This is a genomic window from Nonomuraea sp. H19 (assembly GCF_052068215.1).
In the GTDB taxonomy this organism is placed as follows: domain Bacteria; phylum Actinomycetota; class Actinomycetes; order Streptosporangiales; family Streptosporangiaceae; genus Nonomuraea.
On the sequence record NZ_JBQHCV010000021.1, the window covers coordinates 21,580 to 37,270 of the forward strand.

12 protein-coding genes are annotated in these 15,691 nt (G+C 69.9%); 7 read left to right on the forward strand and 5 right to left on the reverse strand.

From position 1 onward, the window contains the following. Window positions 1-123: 123 nt before the first annotated feature. From ACTMTI_RS37585 to purL, 3 genes are all read left to right on the forward strand, one after another. Complete coding sequence (locus ACTMTI_RS37585; protein ID WP_441125634.1) at window positions 124-510, forward strand: ATP-binding protein; 387 nt, start codon at window positions 124-126, stop codon at window positions 508-510. Window positions 511-636: 126 nt separating this feature from the next. Beyond that, window positions 637-1,317, forward strand: a complete 681-nt coding sequence (purQ, locus tag ACTMTI_RS37590) for a phosphoribosylformylglycinamidine synthase subunit PurQ (protein ID WP_441125459.1) — start codon at window positions 637-639, stop codon at window positions 1,315-1,317. After that, entirely contained in the window at window positions 1,314-3,593 is a 2,280-nt protein-coding gene (purL, locus tag ACTMTI_RS37595) for a phosphoribosylformylglycinamidine synthase subunit PurL (protein WP_441125460.1), read from the forward strand. The genes purQ and purL overlap by 4 nt, the downstream gene beginning before the upstream one ends. 50 nt (window positions 3,594-3,643) lie before the next feature. On the opposite strand, the gene ACTMTI_RS37600 is transcribed toward purL, so the two are convergent. After that, a complete protein-coding gene (locus ACTMTI_RS37600) occupies window positions 3,644-4,459 on the reverse strand; it encodes a hypothetical protein (RefSeq protein WP_441125461.1) in 816 nt (271 codons plus the stop codon). A gap of 195 nt (window positions 4,460-4,654) precedes the next feature. On the opposite strand from ACTMTI_RS37600, the gene ACTMTI_RS37605 reads away from it, so the two are divergent. From ACTMTI_RS37605 to ACTMTI_RS37615, 3 genes are read left to right on the forward strand one after another with little or no spacing between them, the layout of a single operon-like run. After that, window positions 4,655-6,679: an adenylate/guanylate cyclase domain-containing protein gene (locus ACTMTI_RS37605; RefSeq protein ID WP_441125462.1), complete on the forward strand. Its 2,025-nt coding sequence runs from the start codon at window positions 4,655-4,657 to the stop codon at window positions 6,677-6,679. Window positions 6,680-6,712: 33 nt separating this feature from the next. Continuing rightward, window positions 6,713-7,375: a Crp/Fnr family transcriptional regulator gene (locus ACTMTI_RS37610; RefSeq protein WP_441125464.1), complete on the forward strand. Its 663-nt coding sequence runs from the start codon at window positions 6,713-6,715 to the stop codon at window positions 7,373-7,375. A 46-nt stretch (window positions 7,376-7,421) separates the two neighbouring features. After that, window positions 7,422-8,891: an MFS transporter gene (locus ACTMTI_RS37615; RefSeq protein WP_441125465.1), complete on the forward strand. Its 1,470-nt coding sequence runs from the start codon at window positions 7,422-7,424 to the stop codon at window positions 8,889-8,891. Here the strand turns inward: ACTMTI_RS37615 and ACTMTI_RS37620 are convergent. Beyond that, window positions 8,852-9,598 (reverse strand): methylenetetrahydrofolate reductase, encoded by a 747-nt coding sequence (locus ACTMTI_RS37620; RefSeq protein ID WP_441125466.1) that lies wholly within the window; start codon window positions 9,596-9,598, stop codon window positions 8,852-8,854. The genes ACTMTI_RS37615 and ACTMTI_RS37620 overlap by 40 nt on opposite strands. 10 nt (window positions 9,599-9,608) lie before the next feature. Beyond that, on the reverse strand, window positions 9,609-10,262 hold the full coding sequence (locus tag ACTMTI_RS37625; RefSeq protein ID WP_441125635.1) for a TetR/AcrR family transcriptional regulator: 654 nt from the start codon (window positions 10,260-10,262) through the stop codon (window positions 9,609-9,611). 72 nt (window positions 10,263-10,334) lie between these two features. On the opposite strand from ACTMTI_RS37625, the gene ACTMTI_RS37630 reads away from it, so the two are divergent. Continuing rightward, entirely contained in the window at window positions 10,335-11,747 is a 1,413-nt protein-coding gene (locus ACTMTI_RS37630) for an MFS transporter (RefSeq protein ID WP_441125467.1), read from the forward strand. Here ACTMTI_RS37630 and ACTMTI_RS37635 read toward each other — a convergent pair. Together ACTMTI_RS37635 and ACTMTI_RS37640 are read right to left on the reverse strand one after the other, a co-directional pair. After that, complete coding sequence (locus ACTMTI_RS37635) at window positions 11,708-13,588, reverse strand: ABC transporter ATP-binding protein (protein ID WP_441125468.1); 1,881 nt, start codon at window positions 13,586-13,588, stop codon at window positions 11,708-11,710. The two genes, ACTMTI_RS37630 and ACTMTI_RS37635, sit on opposite strands and share 40 nt — an antisense overlap. A 35-nt stretch (window positions 13,589-13,623) precedes the next feature. After that, the gene (locus tag ACTMTI_RS37640; protein ID WP_441125469.1) at window positions 13,624-15,687 is read right to left on the reverse strand and encodes a PhoX family protein; all 2,064 of its coding nucleotides are present in this window, start codon (window positions 15,685-15,687) and stop codon (window positions 13,624-13,626) included. Between the last annotated feature and the right edge of the window lie 4 nt (window positions 15,688-15,691).

Genomic DNA, 15,691 nt, shown 5'->3' on the forward strand with positions numbered 1-15,691 from the left:
TGATTTTGCGGTTAGCCCCGTTTTCACAGGGAAACCTACTCAGGGTGACATTCTGGCGCCCGGAGGAGTCCGGTGGATATTGAGTTCTCGTTGGCACTGCCTCGGGATGCGATCGGCATACCGATGGTCAGGCGAGTGCTAGGCGATGCTCTTCGGTCGCTCAACGTGAGCGAGACCTGCATCGCCGACATGCTGCTCGCCGTGTCCGAGGCGTGTTCCAATGCGGTGCGGCACGGGGGACCCGCCAACCGCTACGAGGTGACGGCGTCGATCGGCTACGGCCGGTGCGACGTGCGCGTGGCCGACAACGGCACGGGCCTGCCGTCGATCCCACCGCACTTCCCCCCTCCCGACACCGAGAACGGCCGTGGCCTGCTGATCATGCGCTCCGTGGTCGACGAGCTCTCCTTCGGCGTCACGCCCGGTCGTGGCACCACGGTCCACCTGCGCAAGCAGCTCGAGCGCGACGATGCGGCCGATGCCCGTCCTCGCCAGCTCGCAGCCGTCTGACCTGCTTATACGCTGCTCGTATGAGCCGATGCGGACCACGTGGCGGCACCCGATAACCTGAATACACCGCCGCCGTCCGACCCCGAAGAGACGGTGGCGCGTGCGCGTTCGGAGGGGACGACTGTCATGAGCGCTGCCCGTGTGGGCGTAGTCACGTTTCCAGGAACTCTCGACGACCAGGACGCCGCCAGGGCCGTACGCCTCGTGGGTGCGGAGGCGGTTCCGTTGTGGCACGCCGACCACGACCTGAAGGGAGTGGACGCCGTGTTCCTGCCCGGCGGCTTCTCCTATGGCGACTACTTGCGTTGCGGCGCCATCTCGCGGTTCGCGCCGCTCATGGATGAGCTCATCCCGGCCGCCCAGGCGGGACTGCCGGTGCTCGGCACCTGCAACGGGTTCCAGATCCTGTGCGAGGCGCACCTGCTGCCGGGCGCGCTGACCCGCAACGGCTCGCTCCACTACGTCTGCCGCGACCAGATGCTCAGGATCGAGCAGACCGCGACCACGTGGACCAACTCGTTCGAGCCGGGCCAGGAGATCGTGCTGCCGATCAAGCACGGCGAGGGCCGCTACGTCGCCTCCGCGGACACGCTGGCCGAGCTGGAGGCCAACGGCCAGGTGGTGGTGCGCTACCTCGGCAATCCCAACGGCTCGCTCAACGACATCGCGGGCATCAGCAACGCGGCGGGCAACGTGGTGGGCCTCATGCCGCACCCCGAGCACGCGGTCGAGGAGCTGGTCGGCGCCCCGAGCACCGACGGCCTCGGCTTCTTCACCTCCATTCTCAAGAAGCTGGTGAACGCATGAGCGGGCGAAGCGAGCGACCAAACAAACACGCCGACAGCGTCAAGCGGGCGGCCGAGACTCCCGAAGAGCCGATGCCCTTCGCCGAGCTGGGGATGAAGCAGGACGAATACGACCGGGTCAAGGAGATCCTCGGTCGTCGTCCCACCGGCTCCGAGCTGGCGATCTACAGCGTGATGTGGTCGGAGCACTGCTCGTACAAGTCGTCCAAGGTGCATCTCAAGCAGTTCGCCACCAAGGCGCCCAAGTCCGAGGCGCTGCTGGTGGGCATGGGCGAAAACGCCGGCGTGGTCGACATCGGCGACGGCTGGGCGGCCACATTCAAGATCGAGTCGCACAACCACCCGTCATACGTCGAGCCGCACCAGGGCGCGGCCACCGGCGTCGGCGGGATCGTCCGCGACATCATGTCGATGGGCGCGCGCCCGATCGCGGTCATGGACTCCCTGCGCTTCGGCGGCGCCGACGCCGTGGACACGCGCCGGGTGCTGCCCGGCGTGGTCGAGGGCATCAGCCACTACGGCAACTGCCTGGGCCTGCCCAACATCGGCGGCGAGGTCGTCTTCGACCCCGGCTACATCGGCAACCCGCTGGTCAACGCCCTGTGCGTGGGCCTGCTCCGCAAGGACCAGATCAAGCTGGCCACCGCGCCCGGGCCGGGCAACAAGGTCGTGCTGTTCGGCGCGTCCACGGGTCCGGACGGCATCGGCGGCGCCTCGGTGCTCGCGTCGGCGACCTTCGAGGACGAATCGCAGGCCAAGCGGCCCGCCGTGCAGGTCGGCGACCCGTTCATGGAGAAGCTGCTCATCGAGTGCTGCCTGGAGCTGTACGCCGCCGACGTGGTCGTCGGCATCCAGGACCTCGGCGCGGCCGGCGTCTCCTGCGCCACCACCGAGCTGGCCGCCAAGGGCACCGGCGGCATGCACGTCGACCTCAACCGGGTCCCGCTCCGCGACCCCTCGCTCAGGCCCGAGGAAATCCTCATGAGCGAGTCGCAGGAGCGCATGATGGCCGTGGTCCGGCCCGACGACATCGCGGCGTTCATGGCGATCTGCGAGAAGTGGGACGTGCCCGCCACTGTCATCGGCGAGGTCACCGACACAGGGCGACTGGTGATGACGTGGGACGGCGAGGTCATCGTCGACATCCCGCCGGGCACCGCCGCTGACGACGGGCCCGTCTACGAGCGCCCCTTCCACGAGCCGGCCGGGCAGGCCGCGCTCAACGCCGACACTCCCGACCGGCTGGAGCGGCCCACCGATCTGCGGGCCACCCTCCTCAAGCTGCTCGGCTCGCCCAACCTGGCCTCCAAGGAGTGGGTGACCTCCCAGTACGACCGCTACGTCCGGTCCAACACCGTGCTCGCCCAGCCGGCGGACGCGGGCATGCTGCGGATCTCCGAGTCCATCGCCGGCGCCGAGCCGACGACCCGCGGCATCGCGCTGGCCACCGACGGCAACGGCCGTTACGCCAAGCTCGACCCGTACGCGGGGGCGCAGCTCGCGCTCGCGGAGGCGTACCGGAACGTGGCCGTGACCGGCGCCAAGCCGCTCGCCGTCACCAACTGCCTCAACTTCGGCTCCCCCGAGGACCCGGAGGTCATGTGGCAGTTCGCCGAGGCCGTGCGCGGCCTCGCGGACGCCTGCAAGACGCTGGGCGTGCCGGTGACCGGCGGAAACGTGTCCTTCTACAACCAGACCGGCGCGACCGCCATCAATCCCACGCCGGTCGTGGGCGTGCTGGGGGTCATCGAGGACGTGGCCAAGCGGGTGCCGTCCGGGTTCGTCGCGGAAGGCCTGCGCGTCGTGCTGCTCGGCGACACGCACGCGGAGTTCGGCGGCTCGGAGTGGGCCAACGTCGCACACCGTCACCTGGGCGGGCTGCCGCCGCACGCGAACCTGGAGGCGGAGCGGGCGCTGGCCACCGTGCTGGTGGAGGCCGCCCGGCGAGGGCTGCTCGAAGGGTCCCACGACCTGTCGGACGGCGGGCTGGCCGTCGCGCTGGCCGAGTCGTGCCTGGCGCGGGGCATCGGGGCCACCGTGGCGCTCAGTGGCGAGCCCTTCACCGACCTGTTCAGCGAGTCGGCCTCGCGGGCGCTGGTCGTCGTGCGGCCGGAGGCTTACGAGGAGTTCGCCTCGCTGTGCGGGCGGCACGACGTGCCGTGCTACGGGCTCGGGCGCACCGGGGGCGCTTCGCTGGTGGTCGAGGACGTGTTCGAGGTCTCGGTCGAGGAGCTGCGGGAAACGCACTCGGCGACGCTTCCCGCGCTGTTCGGCTAAGGGTTGCGGGGAGGGCCGGCACGGGGTTCCGTGCCGGTCCTCCTGCCTTGCTAGAAGGCCTTCTTCATGCAGACCACGTAGACGGTGCCGCTGACCGCGGTGCCGTTGTTGCCGCCGGGGCTCGCGCTGGGGCTGGGGCTGGGCTTGCTGTGGCTCTCGGCGCTGAAGTTGTCGTTGCCGCCGCCGTTGTCGTCCTTGGCCACGTCCACCGTCCAGCCGTTGCTGTTCGTCGGCATGCTGGTCATGACGATGGCGTTCTTCAGGGTGCTGAAGGAGAAGCCGCCGCCGGTCACCATGCCGCCGTAACCGCAGGAGGCCGTCGCGGAGCCGATCGAGTTCAGGGACGCCGTCTTGGTGTAGGTGGTGTAGGTGGCGCCGTCCTTGCCGTCCTTGCCGTTCTTGCCCGGGTAGCCGCGGGGGCCGGGGTTGCCGGGCTTGCCCTGAGGACCTTGCGGTCCCGCGGGGCCGGCGGGACCGGTCGCGCCCTTCTCGCCGTCCTTGCCGTCCTTGCCGGGCAGGCCCTGCTCGCCCTGCTTGCCCTGGGGGCCCGCGGGGCCCGTCTCGCCCTTGGGGCCCTGCGGGCCCATCGGGCCCGGCTTGCCCGGTGCGCCCTGATCGCCCTTCGGGCCGGAGGTGACGGCCGTCGACTCGGTGGCGCCGCCGATCACGATCCGCTCCTCCGTCTTCCGGCACTTCGTCGCCGGGTTGACGATGCGGGCGTACCGAGTCTTCTTGTGGACGCAGGCGTACACCTCACTGCCCGCCGACGAGGCGGTGGCGACGCCACCGACGGTGAGGAGCGAGGCGGCGAGCGCTCCGACAGCGGCGAGGGTGAACGTACGCCCACCACGGATCTTGATGGCCACGGCTTTCCTTCCAGCGGACATGTGTTGCTCGTGTTGTGCATGAGATTCACGTTTCAAACGTTCCAAAAGTTGGCAAGGGTCACATAACGCATTCATCACGAAACACAGTGTTACTGACGGTTTGACCGATTGTTGGCGACTTAGGTGTGTAAAAGGACGCATTGGTGTTGGCGATCTCCCGTGGATAATCGGTCTGTGCCAACCCCGAATCCCGCCCCCTACCTGCCGCCGGCCACCCAGCCGGTGCGCGGCGTGGTCTGGGGCGTCCACCTGGTCCTGCCGCTGCTGGGCCTCTGGGTGCTGCTGGCCCAGCCGGACTTCAACGTCCTGTGGCACCACAACCCCAGCCACTTCTGGATGATCATCGCCGTAGCCGGCCTCAACGTGGCGCTCGGCATGATGATCAGCGAGGCGTCGCGGCGCCGCCAGGACGCCCGGCTGTTCCTGGTGTCCATGGTCTTCCTGAGCAGCGCCGGGTTCTTCTTCATGCACGGCCTGGCCACGCCCGAGTTCCTCCTGCCGAAGGGCTCGCTGGGCTTCGACATCGGCCAGCAGGTGGGGCTCTCGGTCGCGGCGGCGTTCGCCTTCGCCTCCGCCCTTCCGCTGGGCGGGCAGGCGGCCAAGCGGGTGCTGGGCTCACAGCACTTCATCCGCGCGGCACTCCTCGGCTTCTTGATCATCTGGGGGGTCGCGTCGCTGGTGCCGGATTTGACGCCGCTCAGCGTGCCGCCGCTGGTGGCGCCGGTCCCCTGGCTGGTCTGGGGGTCCATTCCGGGCCTGCTCCTGTACGGGACGGCCAGCGTGATGATGTTCCTGCTGCACCGGCGGCGCCCGTCGGCCATGCTGATCAGCCTGATCACCGCGTACGCGCTGCTGGCCGAGTCCATGATCGCCGGAATGTCGCAGCTCAACTGGCACCTGTCGTGGTGGGAGTGGCACATCCTGCTCACCCTGGCCTTCGTCTTCGTGGCCTACAGCGCCTACCTGCAGTTCAGGCGGGAGGGGTCGAGCGCGGGCCTGTTCGACGGGGTGACGCTGTCGGCGACCGTGCGGCGCATCCAGCAGGACTACGACCAGGCGCTGGAGGAGCTGGTCGAGCACGTACGCCGCGGCGAGCCGCTGGCCGCGGCCCGGCTGTCGGGCAAGTTCCGGCTCAACGAGGGCCAGGCTGCGGTGCTCGACCGGGCCGGCGAGGCGCTGGCCAACGAGCGTGAGCTGTCCGAACGCCTGGCCGCGCTGGTGGACGTGAGCGCCCAAACCAAGGTGGGCCTGGCCGAGCAGGAGCTCCTGGCCACGTCGCTGGAGCGGGTGCGGCAGGCGTACGGCGACGTCAAGATCGCCCTCGTCGCGGACGGCAAGACGGAGATCGGCTCGCGCGTCTACCGGTTCACCGGCGGCGACCCGGTCAGGCATGACCACCTGCTGGCCTTCCCCCTGACCGTGAAGGGCAAGCTGGCGGGCGTGCTGGAGGTGCCCGTCGGGCGGACCCGCCACGACGAGGCGCTGGCCGCCACCCTGGCCGGGCAGCTGTCCCTCTCCCTGGAGAACGCCCGCCTCTACCGAGAGCTGCACACGCTGTTCCACCAGTACATGTCGCCCGACGTGGCGCACGCGCTGCTGGCCGACCCCGCGCAGGCGGCGCTGGGCGGCGAGCTGAGGGAGCTGACCGCGCTCTTCGCCGACCTCAAGGGCTTCACGACGTTCTCGGAGAAGGTCACGCCCGCCGAGATCGTCGAGATGCTCAACCGCTACCACACGGCCGCCGTCCCCTGCATCCTGAACAACGGCGGCACGGTCGTGCAGTTCGTCGGCGACGCGATGCTGGCGCTGTTCAACGCCCCCGCCACGCAGGCCGGGCACGCCAGGGCCGCGTGCAAGGCGGCGCTGGAGATGCAGCGGGCCGCGGCCGAGGTGGCCGAGGAGATGGCCTGGAAGCGGGTGGACGACGTCCCGTGGCCGACGTTCCGGATCGGCGTCAACACGGGTCCCGCCCTGGTCGGCAACATCGGAAGTCCCGAGCTGCGCGGGTTCAACGCGATGGGTGACTGTGTGAACGTGGCCGCCCGGCTCGAGGGCATCGCCGAGCCGGGCACGGTCGTCATCGGGGAGACGACGTTCAGCCAATTGGGCGGTGGCGCGTCGGTGACGCCTCTGGGGCGGCTGAGCCTCAAGGGCAAGGAGGAGCTCGTCGCCGCGTATGTTCTGACGGAATTGCCGTAGAAGCCTGGTGTCCGTACCGACATAATCGGGCGCATGGAGTCAGACCCCGGCGAGTTCCTGTCCATGCTGACCGACGAGGACAGGGCGGCCGTGCGCGCGGCCGGTCGGATCCGGCGGTGGGAGCGGGGCACGACCGTGATCAACGAGGGCGACACGTCCGACTGGGTCCTCGTGCTGCTCGATGGCCGGGTCAAGGTGTCCTCGCACACGAGCGGCGGAACCGAGGTGGTGCTCGCCATTCGCGGCCCCGGCGGGCTGCTCGGCGAGCTGACGGCCATCGACGGGTCGCCACGCTCGGCCACGGTGACGGCGCTGGAGCCGATCACCGGCATCGTGGTGCGGGACTTCCCCTCCTTCCTGGAGTCCCACGGGCGCATCGCCGTACTGCTCATGCAGCTCATCAGCGGCAAGCTGCGGGACGCGGACAGGAAGCGCATCGAGTACGGCGCGTACGACACCACGGGGCGCGTGGCGACGCGGCTGCTGGAGCTGGCCGATCGGTACGGGGAGCAGACCAACAGCGGGCTACGCGTGGCGCTGCCGTTGTCGCAGGACGAGCTGGCGGGCTGGACCGGCGCCTCGCGGGAGGCCGTCAGCAAGGCGCTGCGCACGCTGCGCGACCGCGGGCTGATCGAGACCGGCAGGCGACGCGTGACGATCCACGACCTGGAGGGGTTGCGCAAGCGCGCCAGGTGACCCCTGCGCCAGAAGGCGACGTACGCCGTACGTCATAGTGGAGGGCATGGTCGCGGTCACCCCCGAAGACGACAGCCGCCTGCGTTACGCCTGGCGAGTGTGCTCGGTCACCAGCCTGGGCCTGATTCTCATCGGCATCGCCGGCAGCACGCTGAACGTCGCGCTGCCGACGGTCGTGCGGCACTTCCACGCCAGCGCGCTCGAATCCGGCTGGATCCTGCTGGCGTTCCTGCTGGTCAACACGGCGAGCCTGGTGTTCTTCGGCCGGGTGGCCGACCTGCTCGGCCGGCGGGAGGTCTATCTGGCGGGGTTCGCCTTGTTCACGGTGGCCTCGTTGCTGGCCGGGCTGTCGCCGGACGTGTGGTTCCTGGTCGCGATGCGGGTGGTGCAGGCGGTCGGCGCGGCCATGATCCTGGCGAACGGCACCGTGATCATCGCCGACGCGTTCCCGCCCGAACGGCTCAGCCAGGGCATGGGCGTCTACATCGGCACGTTGTCGGTGGCGCAGCTGGCCGGGCCCACGATCGGCGGGCTGATCGCGGAGACCGCGGGCTGGCAGTGGATCTTCTGGGTCAACGTGCCCGCCGGGCTGATCGCGCTCGGCTGGGGCGCGGCGATCTTACGCAAGGTGCCCAGAGGGCCGCGGCAGCCGGTGGACGCGCTGGGCAACGTGCTGGTGTTCGCGGCGCTGTCGGCGCTGCTGCTGGCGCTGTCGGAGGCGGGCTCCAGCGGGCCGGCGAGCCCTGTGGTGCTGACGGGCGCGGCGGTGTTCGTGGTGCTGGTGCCGCTGATCGTGCTGGCCGAGCGGCGTTCCTCGAACCCGGTGCTGGATCTGCGGCTGTTCGGCGGGCGGCTGCTGGCGTGCGCGAACCTGGCCTCGTTCTGCAACGCGCTGGCGCGTTCGGCGCTGATCCTGGTGGTGGCGCTGTATTTCCAGGCGGCCAGGGGGCTGGACGCGTTCGAGGCGGGGCTGAGCGTGCTGCCGGTGCCGGTCGGGATCGGGCTGGCCTCGCCGATCGTGGGCATGCTGGGGCGGAGGGTGTCGCCGTACGCGCTGTCCATCGGCGGGGCGGTGATGAGCGCTCTCGGGCTCGGCACGCTGATGCTGACGGCCGATCGCGCGACGCCGTACTGGGTGATCGGGATCGGCCTGTTCGTGGCCGGGTGCGGCAGCGGAACATTCCTCACCGGCAACACCACGCAGGTCATGCGGGCGCTGCCGGTCGGGAGCCTAGGGGTGGTGAACGGGTTCCGCGTCATGGTCATGAACGTAGGCATCGTGATCAGTGTCGGCCTGTCGCTCAGCGTCCTGACCAGCGCCGTGGGTCCTGCGCTGCGGGCCCAGGTGTACGCCGGGACGCTGTCCACGCTGTCGCCGGTGGCGGTGGGGCAACTGATGGACGGGTTCCAGCGGACGTACGCGGTGCTGTTCGCGGTCGCGCTGGCCGGTGCCGTGCTCGCGGCCCTGGCCAGGGGTCAGAGGGCGGCGGCCAGCCTGGATTCCACGTCGCGGTAGCGGGTGACCGGGATGAGGTGGACGCCGGCGAAGGCGCCGGAGTCGCGCAGGGCGAGGACCTGCTCGCAGGCCGCCTCGACCCCCGCCATGCGGTCCGCGGCCACCCGGCCGATCAGCTCCTCCGGCAGGTCGATGTCCGGGATCGCGGCCGCCAGCGTGCGGGCGTGGCGTTCGCTGGCCAGCACCATGACGCCCGCGTAGACGGGCACGTCCACCGGGTTGGCCTCGCGCCAGCGGAGCTGGGCCTCCAGCGAGAAGCTGACCTGGGCGAACAAGAAGTCGGCGGCTCGCTTCCAGGACGGCAGCGGGCGCAGTCCCGCCGCGGCACCGACCCGCACGTCCGGCGAGAACCCCCGCGCTTCCGCGATCATCGAGCGGACCGTCAGGTCGCTGGTGCGGTTGCCGCTCATGGGCTTGTCGCCGTAGACGAAGAGGAACTGGTCCACGCCGTACGCCGCCGCCGTCAGCAGGTCGCGGCGGAAGCCCAGCAGGTTGCGGTCGCGGGAGTTGAGGCAGGCGATGCCGCGCCCGCCCATGGCCTGCACCTCGTGCGCCACGGCCACGCTCGACACGGTCGCCCGGCCGATGTGGTTGTCGGGGATGAGGAACGAGTGGGCGATCTTGCCCAGCGTGCCGATCTGGTGCCTGACGTGCTTCAGATCGGGCTTGGTCGGGGGTTCGATCTCGCAGATCAGCTCGAAGGTCACGGGCACGACCCTAACGTCTGGCCGCCAGCGCCTCTATGCCGCTGAGCACGAGATCGACTCCGAACGTGTCGTAGAGCCCTGAGTCCATCCCCTCCACCAGTGGCCCGGCCATATCCACCAAATGCGGATATTTCTCGATAGGCAGCGACTGGAGACCGAGGCGCTTCTGCCTGGTGATCTCGGAGATCTCCTCGGGAGTGTGCACGCCGGCGAAGCGCACCGGCGCGTCGGCGATGGCGATGGCGCTCTGCAGCACGTATTTGGTGATCAGGCAGCTCTCCTGCACGCTGAACCCGGCCTCGCGGCACAGGCCGAGCGCCTGGTCCCAGACTGCGAGGAAGTTGGGCACCGACGTCTGGTCCACCTGCTCCAGCACGTTCCTGGCGCATGGGTGGGTGCGCAGCGTGCGGATCAGCCCTTCGGCCAGGTCACGCAGCCGCTCGTTCCAGGCCTTGTCGTCCGCGGGCTTGGGGGCGAAGTCCGCGATCAGGTGGTCGGCCATGCCGCTCAGCAACTGTTCCTTGTTCTTGAAGTGCCAGTAGAGGGCCATCGGGGTCACGCCCAGGTCCGTGGCCAACCGCCTGATCGTCACGGCGTCGAGCCCTTCGGTGTCGCCGATCTCCAGGGCCCGCTCGACGATGGCCCTCGCGGTCAGTTTTCCCATCACGGTTGACAACTATACGCCGTACAAGTTCAACTATACGACGTACAAGTACGGCGTATAGGAGGAAATTTCATGCGATGGTGGGCGCTGGGTGCCGTGACTTTGGGCACCTTCATGACCTACTTGGACAACAACGTGGGCAACGTCGCGTTGCCGACGATCCAGCGGGACCTCGGGCTGACGATCTCCGGGCTGGAGTGGATCGTGAGCTCGTACATCCTGGTCTTCGCCGGCCTCATGCTGGCCGGCGGGCGGCTCGCGGACGTGTTCGGGGCTCGCAGGGTGTTCCTCGGCGGGCTGGCCGTCTTCACGCTGTCCTCGCTCGTGGCCGGGCTGGCCACCAGCGGGGCGACGCTGATCGCCGCCCGAGCCGTGCAGGGCGTCGGGGCGGCGCTGCTCACGCCCACCGCGCTGACGCTGATCAGCCAGATCTTTCCCGACCCCGCCGAGCGCGGCCGGGCCGTGGGGGTCTGGAGCGCGGCAGGGGCGCTCTCCATGGCACTCGGCCCGTTCGCGGGCGGCTTCATCAGCGAGAACCTGCACTGGGGCTGGATCTATCTGATCAACGTCCCGATCGGGCTCGTGACGTTCGGGCTGGGACTGTGGGCCATCAAGCCGGCCTTCAGGAAAGTACGGCACAGCCTCGACCTGCCGGGGCTGGCCACGTCCGCCATCGCCCTGTTCGCCCTGACTTATGCGCTCATCGAGGGCGAGGTCGCGGGTTGGACCTCGCCGGAGATCCTGGCCGCGTTCGGCGTGTTCGGGGCGGCGGCCGTCGCGTTCGCGCTGGCCGAGTCGCGGGCCGCGGAGCCGATGATCGCGGTGTCGCTGTTCAGGTCCAGGGTGTTCACCGGCGGGCTGCTCACCAGTGGCATCTGGTCGTTCGGGGTGTTCGGGATCTACTTCTTCAGCGCCCTGTGGCTGCAGAACGTGCTCGGCTTCTCCCCCACCCAGGCGGGCGCGGCGTTCGTGCCGATGGCCCTGGTCATGGCCGTGATCGCGGTCCTGTCGCAGCGGATCAGCGGGAAAATCGGCATCGGCCGCACGGTGGCCCTCGGGATGGCGCTCATGGGGACGGCGATCTTCCTGCTGTCCGGGGTGGGCGCCGACGGCGACTACGCGGACGTGGCGCCCTGGTTCCTGATGTACGGGCTGGGCGGCGGCATGCTGGTCCCCTTGACGGCCGCCGTCCTCGGCGGGATGCCCAAGAGCAGGACGGGCGTGGCCTCGGGCGTGCTCAACGTGTCACGGGAGGTGTTCGGCCTGCTCGGCATCACCGTGCTGGGCGCGGTGCTGAGCGCCAAGCAGAGCGGCAGCGACCGGGCGCCGCTGCTCGCGTTCCTCGATGCCTACCAGTTCACGCTGGTCGTCGCGGCGATCGTGGTGCTGCTGGCGATCCCGGTCGCGCTCTACTCCCTGCGCGTCACCCCTCAGGACGAGGACCCTCAGGCGGCCGCCCCCGTCAGCGTCGGGTCCTCGAACTGAGTGCGGTAGAGCTCCTCGTAGCGGCCGCCGGCGGCGAGCAGCTCGGCGTGCGTGCCGCGCTCGACCACCTGCCCGTCCTCGATCACCAGGATGAGGTCGGCGGCGCGGATCGTGGAGAGCCGGTGCGCGATCACCACGGCGGTCCTGCCCTCCAGCGCCTCACCGAGCGCCGCCTGCACGGCGGCCTCCGAGGTGGAGTCCAGCGCCGCCGTGGCCTCGTCCAGGATGACCACCCTGGGCTGGGCCAGCAGCAGCCGGGCGATCGTCAGCCGCTGTCGCTCGCCGCCCGACAGGCGGTAGCCGCGCTCCCCCACCACCGTGTCGAGGCCGTCGGGCAGCGACTCGATCAGCGCGGCGAGCCTGGCCCTGGTGAGCGCGTCCCACAGCTCCTCCTCGGTGGCCGTGGGCCGGGCCAGCAGCAGGTTCGCCCTGATCGTCTCGTGGAACAGGTGTCCGTCCTGGGTGACCATGCCGAGCGTGTCGCGGATGGAGTCGAAGGTCAGGTCGCGTACGTCCACGCCGCCGAGCCGGACCGCGCCGGAGTCGACGTCGTACAGCCTGGGCAGGAGCTGGGCGATCGTGGACTTGCCCGCGCCGGAGGAGCCGACCAGTGCCACCATCTGGCCCGGCTCGGCCCGGAACGAGACGCCGTGCAGCACCTCGACGCCGCCGCGGGAGTCGAGCGCGGCCACCTCCTCCAGGGAGGCGAGCGAGACCTTGTCGGCCGCCGGGTAGGCGAAGCGCACGTCGTCGAACTCGACCGAGACCGGCCCGTCGGGGACCTCTCTGGCGTCCGGGCGCTCCTGGATGAGGGGCTTGAGGTCGAGCACCTCGAAGACGCGCTCGAAGCTGACGACCGCGCTCATCACGTCCACGCGGGCGCTGGCGAGCGCGGTCAGCGGGGCGTACAGGCGGGTGAGGAGCATGGCCATCGACACGAGCGCGCCGGGCGCGAGCTGGTCACGCAGCGCGTAGAAGCCGCCGAGGCCGTACACCAGGGCCAGGGCCAGCGCCGACACCAGGGTCAGCGCGGTGACGAAGGCCGACTGGGTCATGGCGGAGCGCACACCGATGTCCCGCACCCGCCTGGCCCGGGTGGCGAACTCGGCAGACTCGTGCGCGGGCCGGCCGAACAGCTTCACCAGCGTCGCGCCCGGCGCGGAGAAGCGCTCGGTCATCTGCGTGCCCATGGCCGCGTTGTGGTCGGCCGCCTCGCGGCGCAGCTTCGCGATCCTGGTGCCCATCCGCCGGGCGGGCAGCATGAACACCGGCAGGAGCAGCAGCGCGAGCAGTGTGATCTGCCAGGAGATGCCGATCATCGCGGTGAGCGTCAGCATCAGGGTCACGACGTTGCCGACCACGCCGGACAGCGTGTCGGTGAAGGCCCGCTGCGCCCCGATCACGTCGTTGTTCAACCGGCTGACCAGCGCGCCGGTGCGGGTTCTGGTGAAGAACGCGATCGGCATCCGCTGCACGTGGTCGAAGACGGCCGTACGCAGGTCGAGGATGAGGCTCTCGCCGAGACCCGCGGACAGCCACCGGTTCACCAGCCCCAGCCCCGCCTCCGCGATGGCCAGGCCCGCGATCAGCAGCGCCACCACGACGACCACGTCGACGGGCTCCGACTTGAAGATCGCGTCCACGACCCGGCCCGCGAGCAGCGGGGAGGCCACGGCCAAGCCCGCCAGCACCACGCTGAGCAGCATGAACAGCGCCAGCCTGCGGCGGTGCGGACGGGCGAAACCGGCGATGCGCCGGAGCGTCGCCCTGGACAGGGGGCGACGCTCCGGCCGGTTGTTCATCGAGTACAGCTGTTGCCATGCGGTCACTTCCATGCTCATGGCATGGAAGGCTATTTCCTCAAGTTAAGTTGAGGTCAAGAGCCGATCTTCTTGCCCTGGCCGTGCCACACCACGGCGACCGACGGGCGCGGCTGGTCGCCGTCGGGCCAGCGGCTGGAGGGGTTCTCCGGGCTGGCTCCGTCGGTCTCGCCCGGGTGCTGCACCGCCACGAACACGCTGCGCTGGTCCTCCGTGATCAGCGGGCCGCAGGTCTCGGCGCCGAGGGGGACGGTGAGGAACTGACGCAGGTGGCCGCGCTCCTTGCCGCGTACGGGCATCACGAACAGGCCGTCGTTGCTGCCGAGCTGGTTGCCGTCCGTGGAGATCCACAGGTTGCCGTCGCGGTCGAACGCGAGGTTGTCCGGGCACGAGATCGGCGAGACCTTGGTCTTGTCGTAGCCGGCGAAGTACGTCGTCGCGTCATTCGGGTCACCGCAGACCAGCGGGAGCGACCAGGCGAACGTCTTCTCGCCCGCGTCGTTCCGCTTCTCCACGATCTCCAGAACCTGGCCGTGCTTGTTGGAGGGGCGCGGGTTGGCCTCGTCCACCTGTGCCGCGGTGCGGTTGCTGTTGTTGGTGAGCGCCACGTAGATGGCGCCGGTGACCGGGTTGCGCTCGACGTCCTCGGGGCGGTCCATCTTGGTCGCGCCCACCTTGTCGGCGGCCGTACGGGTGTAGACCAGCACCTCGGCGGCGGTCATGCCCTCCACGAACGACTTGTCGCCCGACACCAGCGGGATCCACTCGCCGGAGCCGTCGAACAGGCCGTCGGCGGGCAGCTTGCCGGAACCGTCGATCTCGGCCTTCGGGCTGTCGCCGGTGAACTTGGCCACGTACAGGGTGCCCTCGTCCAGAAGCGCCCGGTTGTGCCGGTCGAATCCGGGGATGTAGCGGTTCTTGGAGACGAACTTGTAGACGTACTCGAAGCGTGCGTCGTCACCCATGTACGCGACCAGGCGGCCGTCGCGGGACAGCGTGGTGGTGGCGGCCTCGTGCTTGAAACGGCCCAGCGCGGTGCGCTTGATAGGCGTGGCGTCGGGGTCGAACGGGTCGATCTCCACGATCCAGCCGAACCTGTTGGCCTCGTTCGGGTGCTTGGCCAGGTCGAAGCGCTCCTCGACACGGTCGAACCGGCGGTTGCCCGACGGGGTGCCGTTCGTGAGCGTGTAGCGGGCGGCGTACGGCTTCTGCTCCGCCGGCACCTTGTCGGCGTTGACGAAGTACTGGTCGAAGTTCTCCTCGGCGGTCAGCACCGTGCCCCACGGGGTGGTGCCGCCCGCGCAGTTGTTCAGCATGCCGACGGGAGTGCGCCCCTGGGGGTCGGCGGCCGTCTTGAGCAGGTCGCTGCCCGCGGCCGGGCCGCTGAACTTCATGGGGGTCTGGGCGGTGATGCGGCGGTTGTAGCGGCGGCGGCCCTTGGTGATCAGCTTCCACTCGCCGGAGCCGCCCGCACGCTCGATCTCCACGATGGAGCCGCCGTGCGCGGCCAGCCCGATCTTGATCTGCTCCTCGGTCGCGGCGGCGCCGCCGGTGTAGCCGCGGAACATCAGCTTCTCGTCGGAGTACTCGTGGTTCACCCAGAGCAGCGCGCGGTCGCGGCCCATCGGGAACAGCGTGACGTAGTCGCAGTTGTAGCCGAACTGCTTGCTCTGGGCGTCGGCGCTCTGGTTGTCGAAGTCGAAAGCCGGCGCGCCGGGCAACACCGGGTCGCCCCAGCGCACGACCACGGAGGAGCTGTAGCCGTCGGGAACGCGCAACGCGTCGTCCTTGTTCGGCGCGATAGGGGTGAAGCGGAGGTCGCCGCCACCGGGCCGGCCCTTGGCTGCGGCTTCCGCTTCCGGCTCGTCGGCGAGCGCCGGCGCCGCCCCCGCCACGCCCACACCCGCCACGAGGGCACCGAGCGCGCCCGCCCGCAGCATGCCGCGGCGCGACAGCGCCTCCTTCACCACGTCGCCGAAGTAGACGTTGTCCGTCGTGTTGGCCACGTCATGCGCGCACGCGTTGCCGCAGCGGAACTGACAGGTCAGCGCGGATCGGCCACCTTTGTGCGGGGTGGACAGCAACGGCAGCAGCCGTCCGGCCCCGGTGGGGTTCGCCACAGGT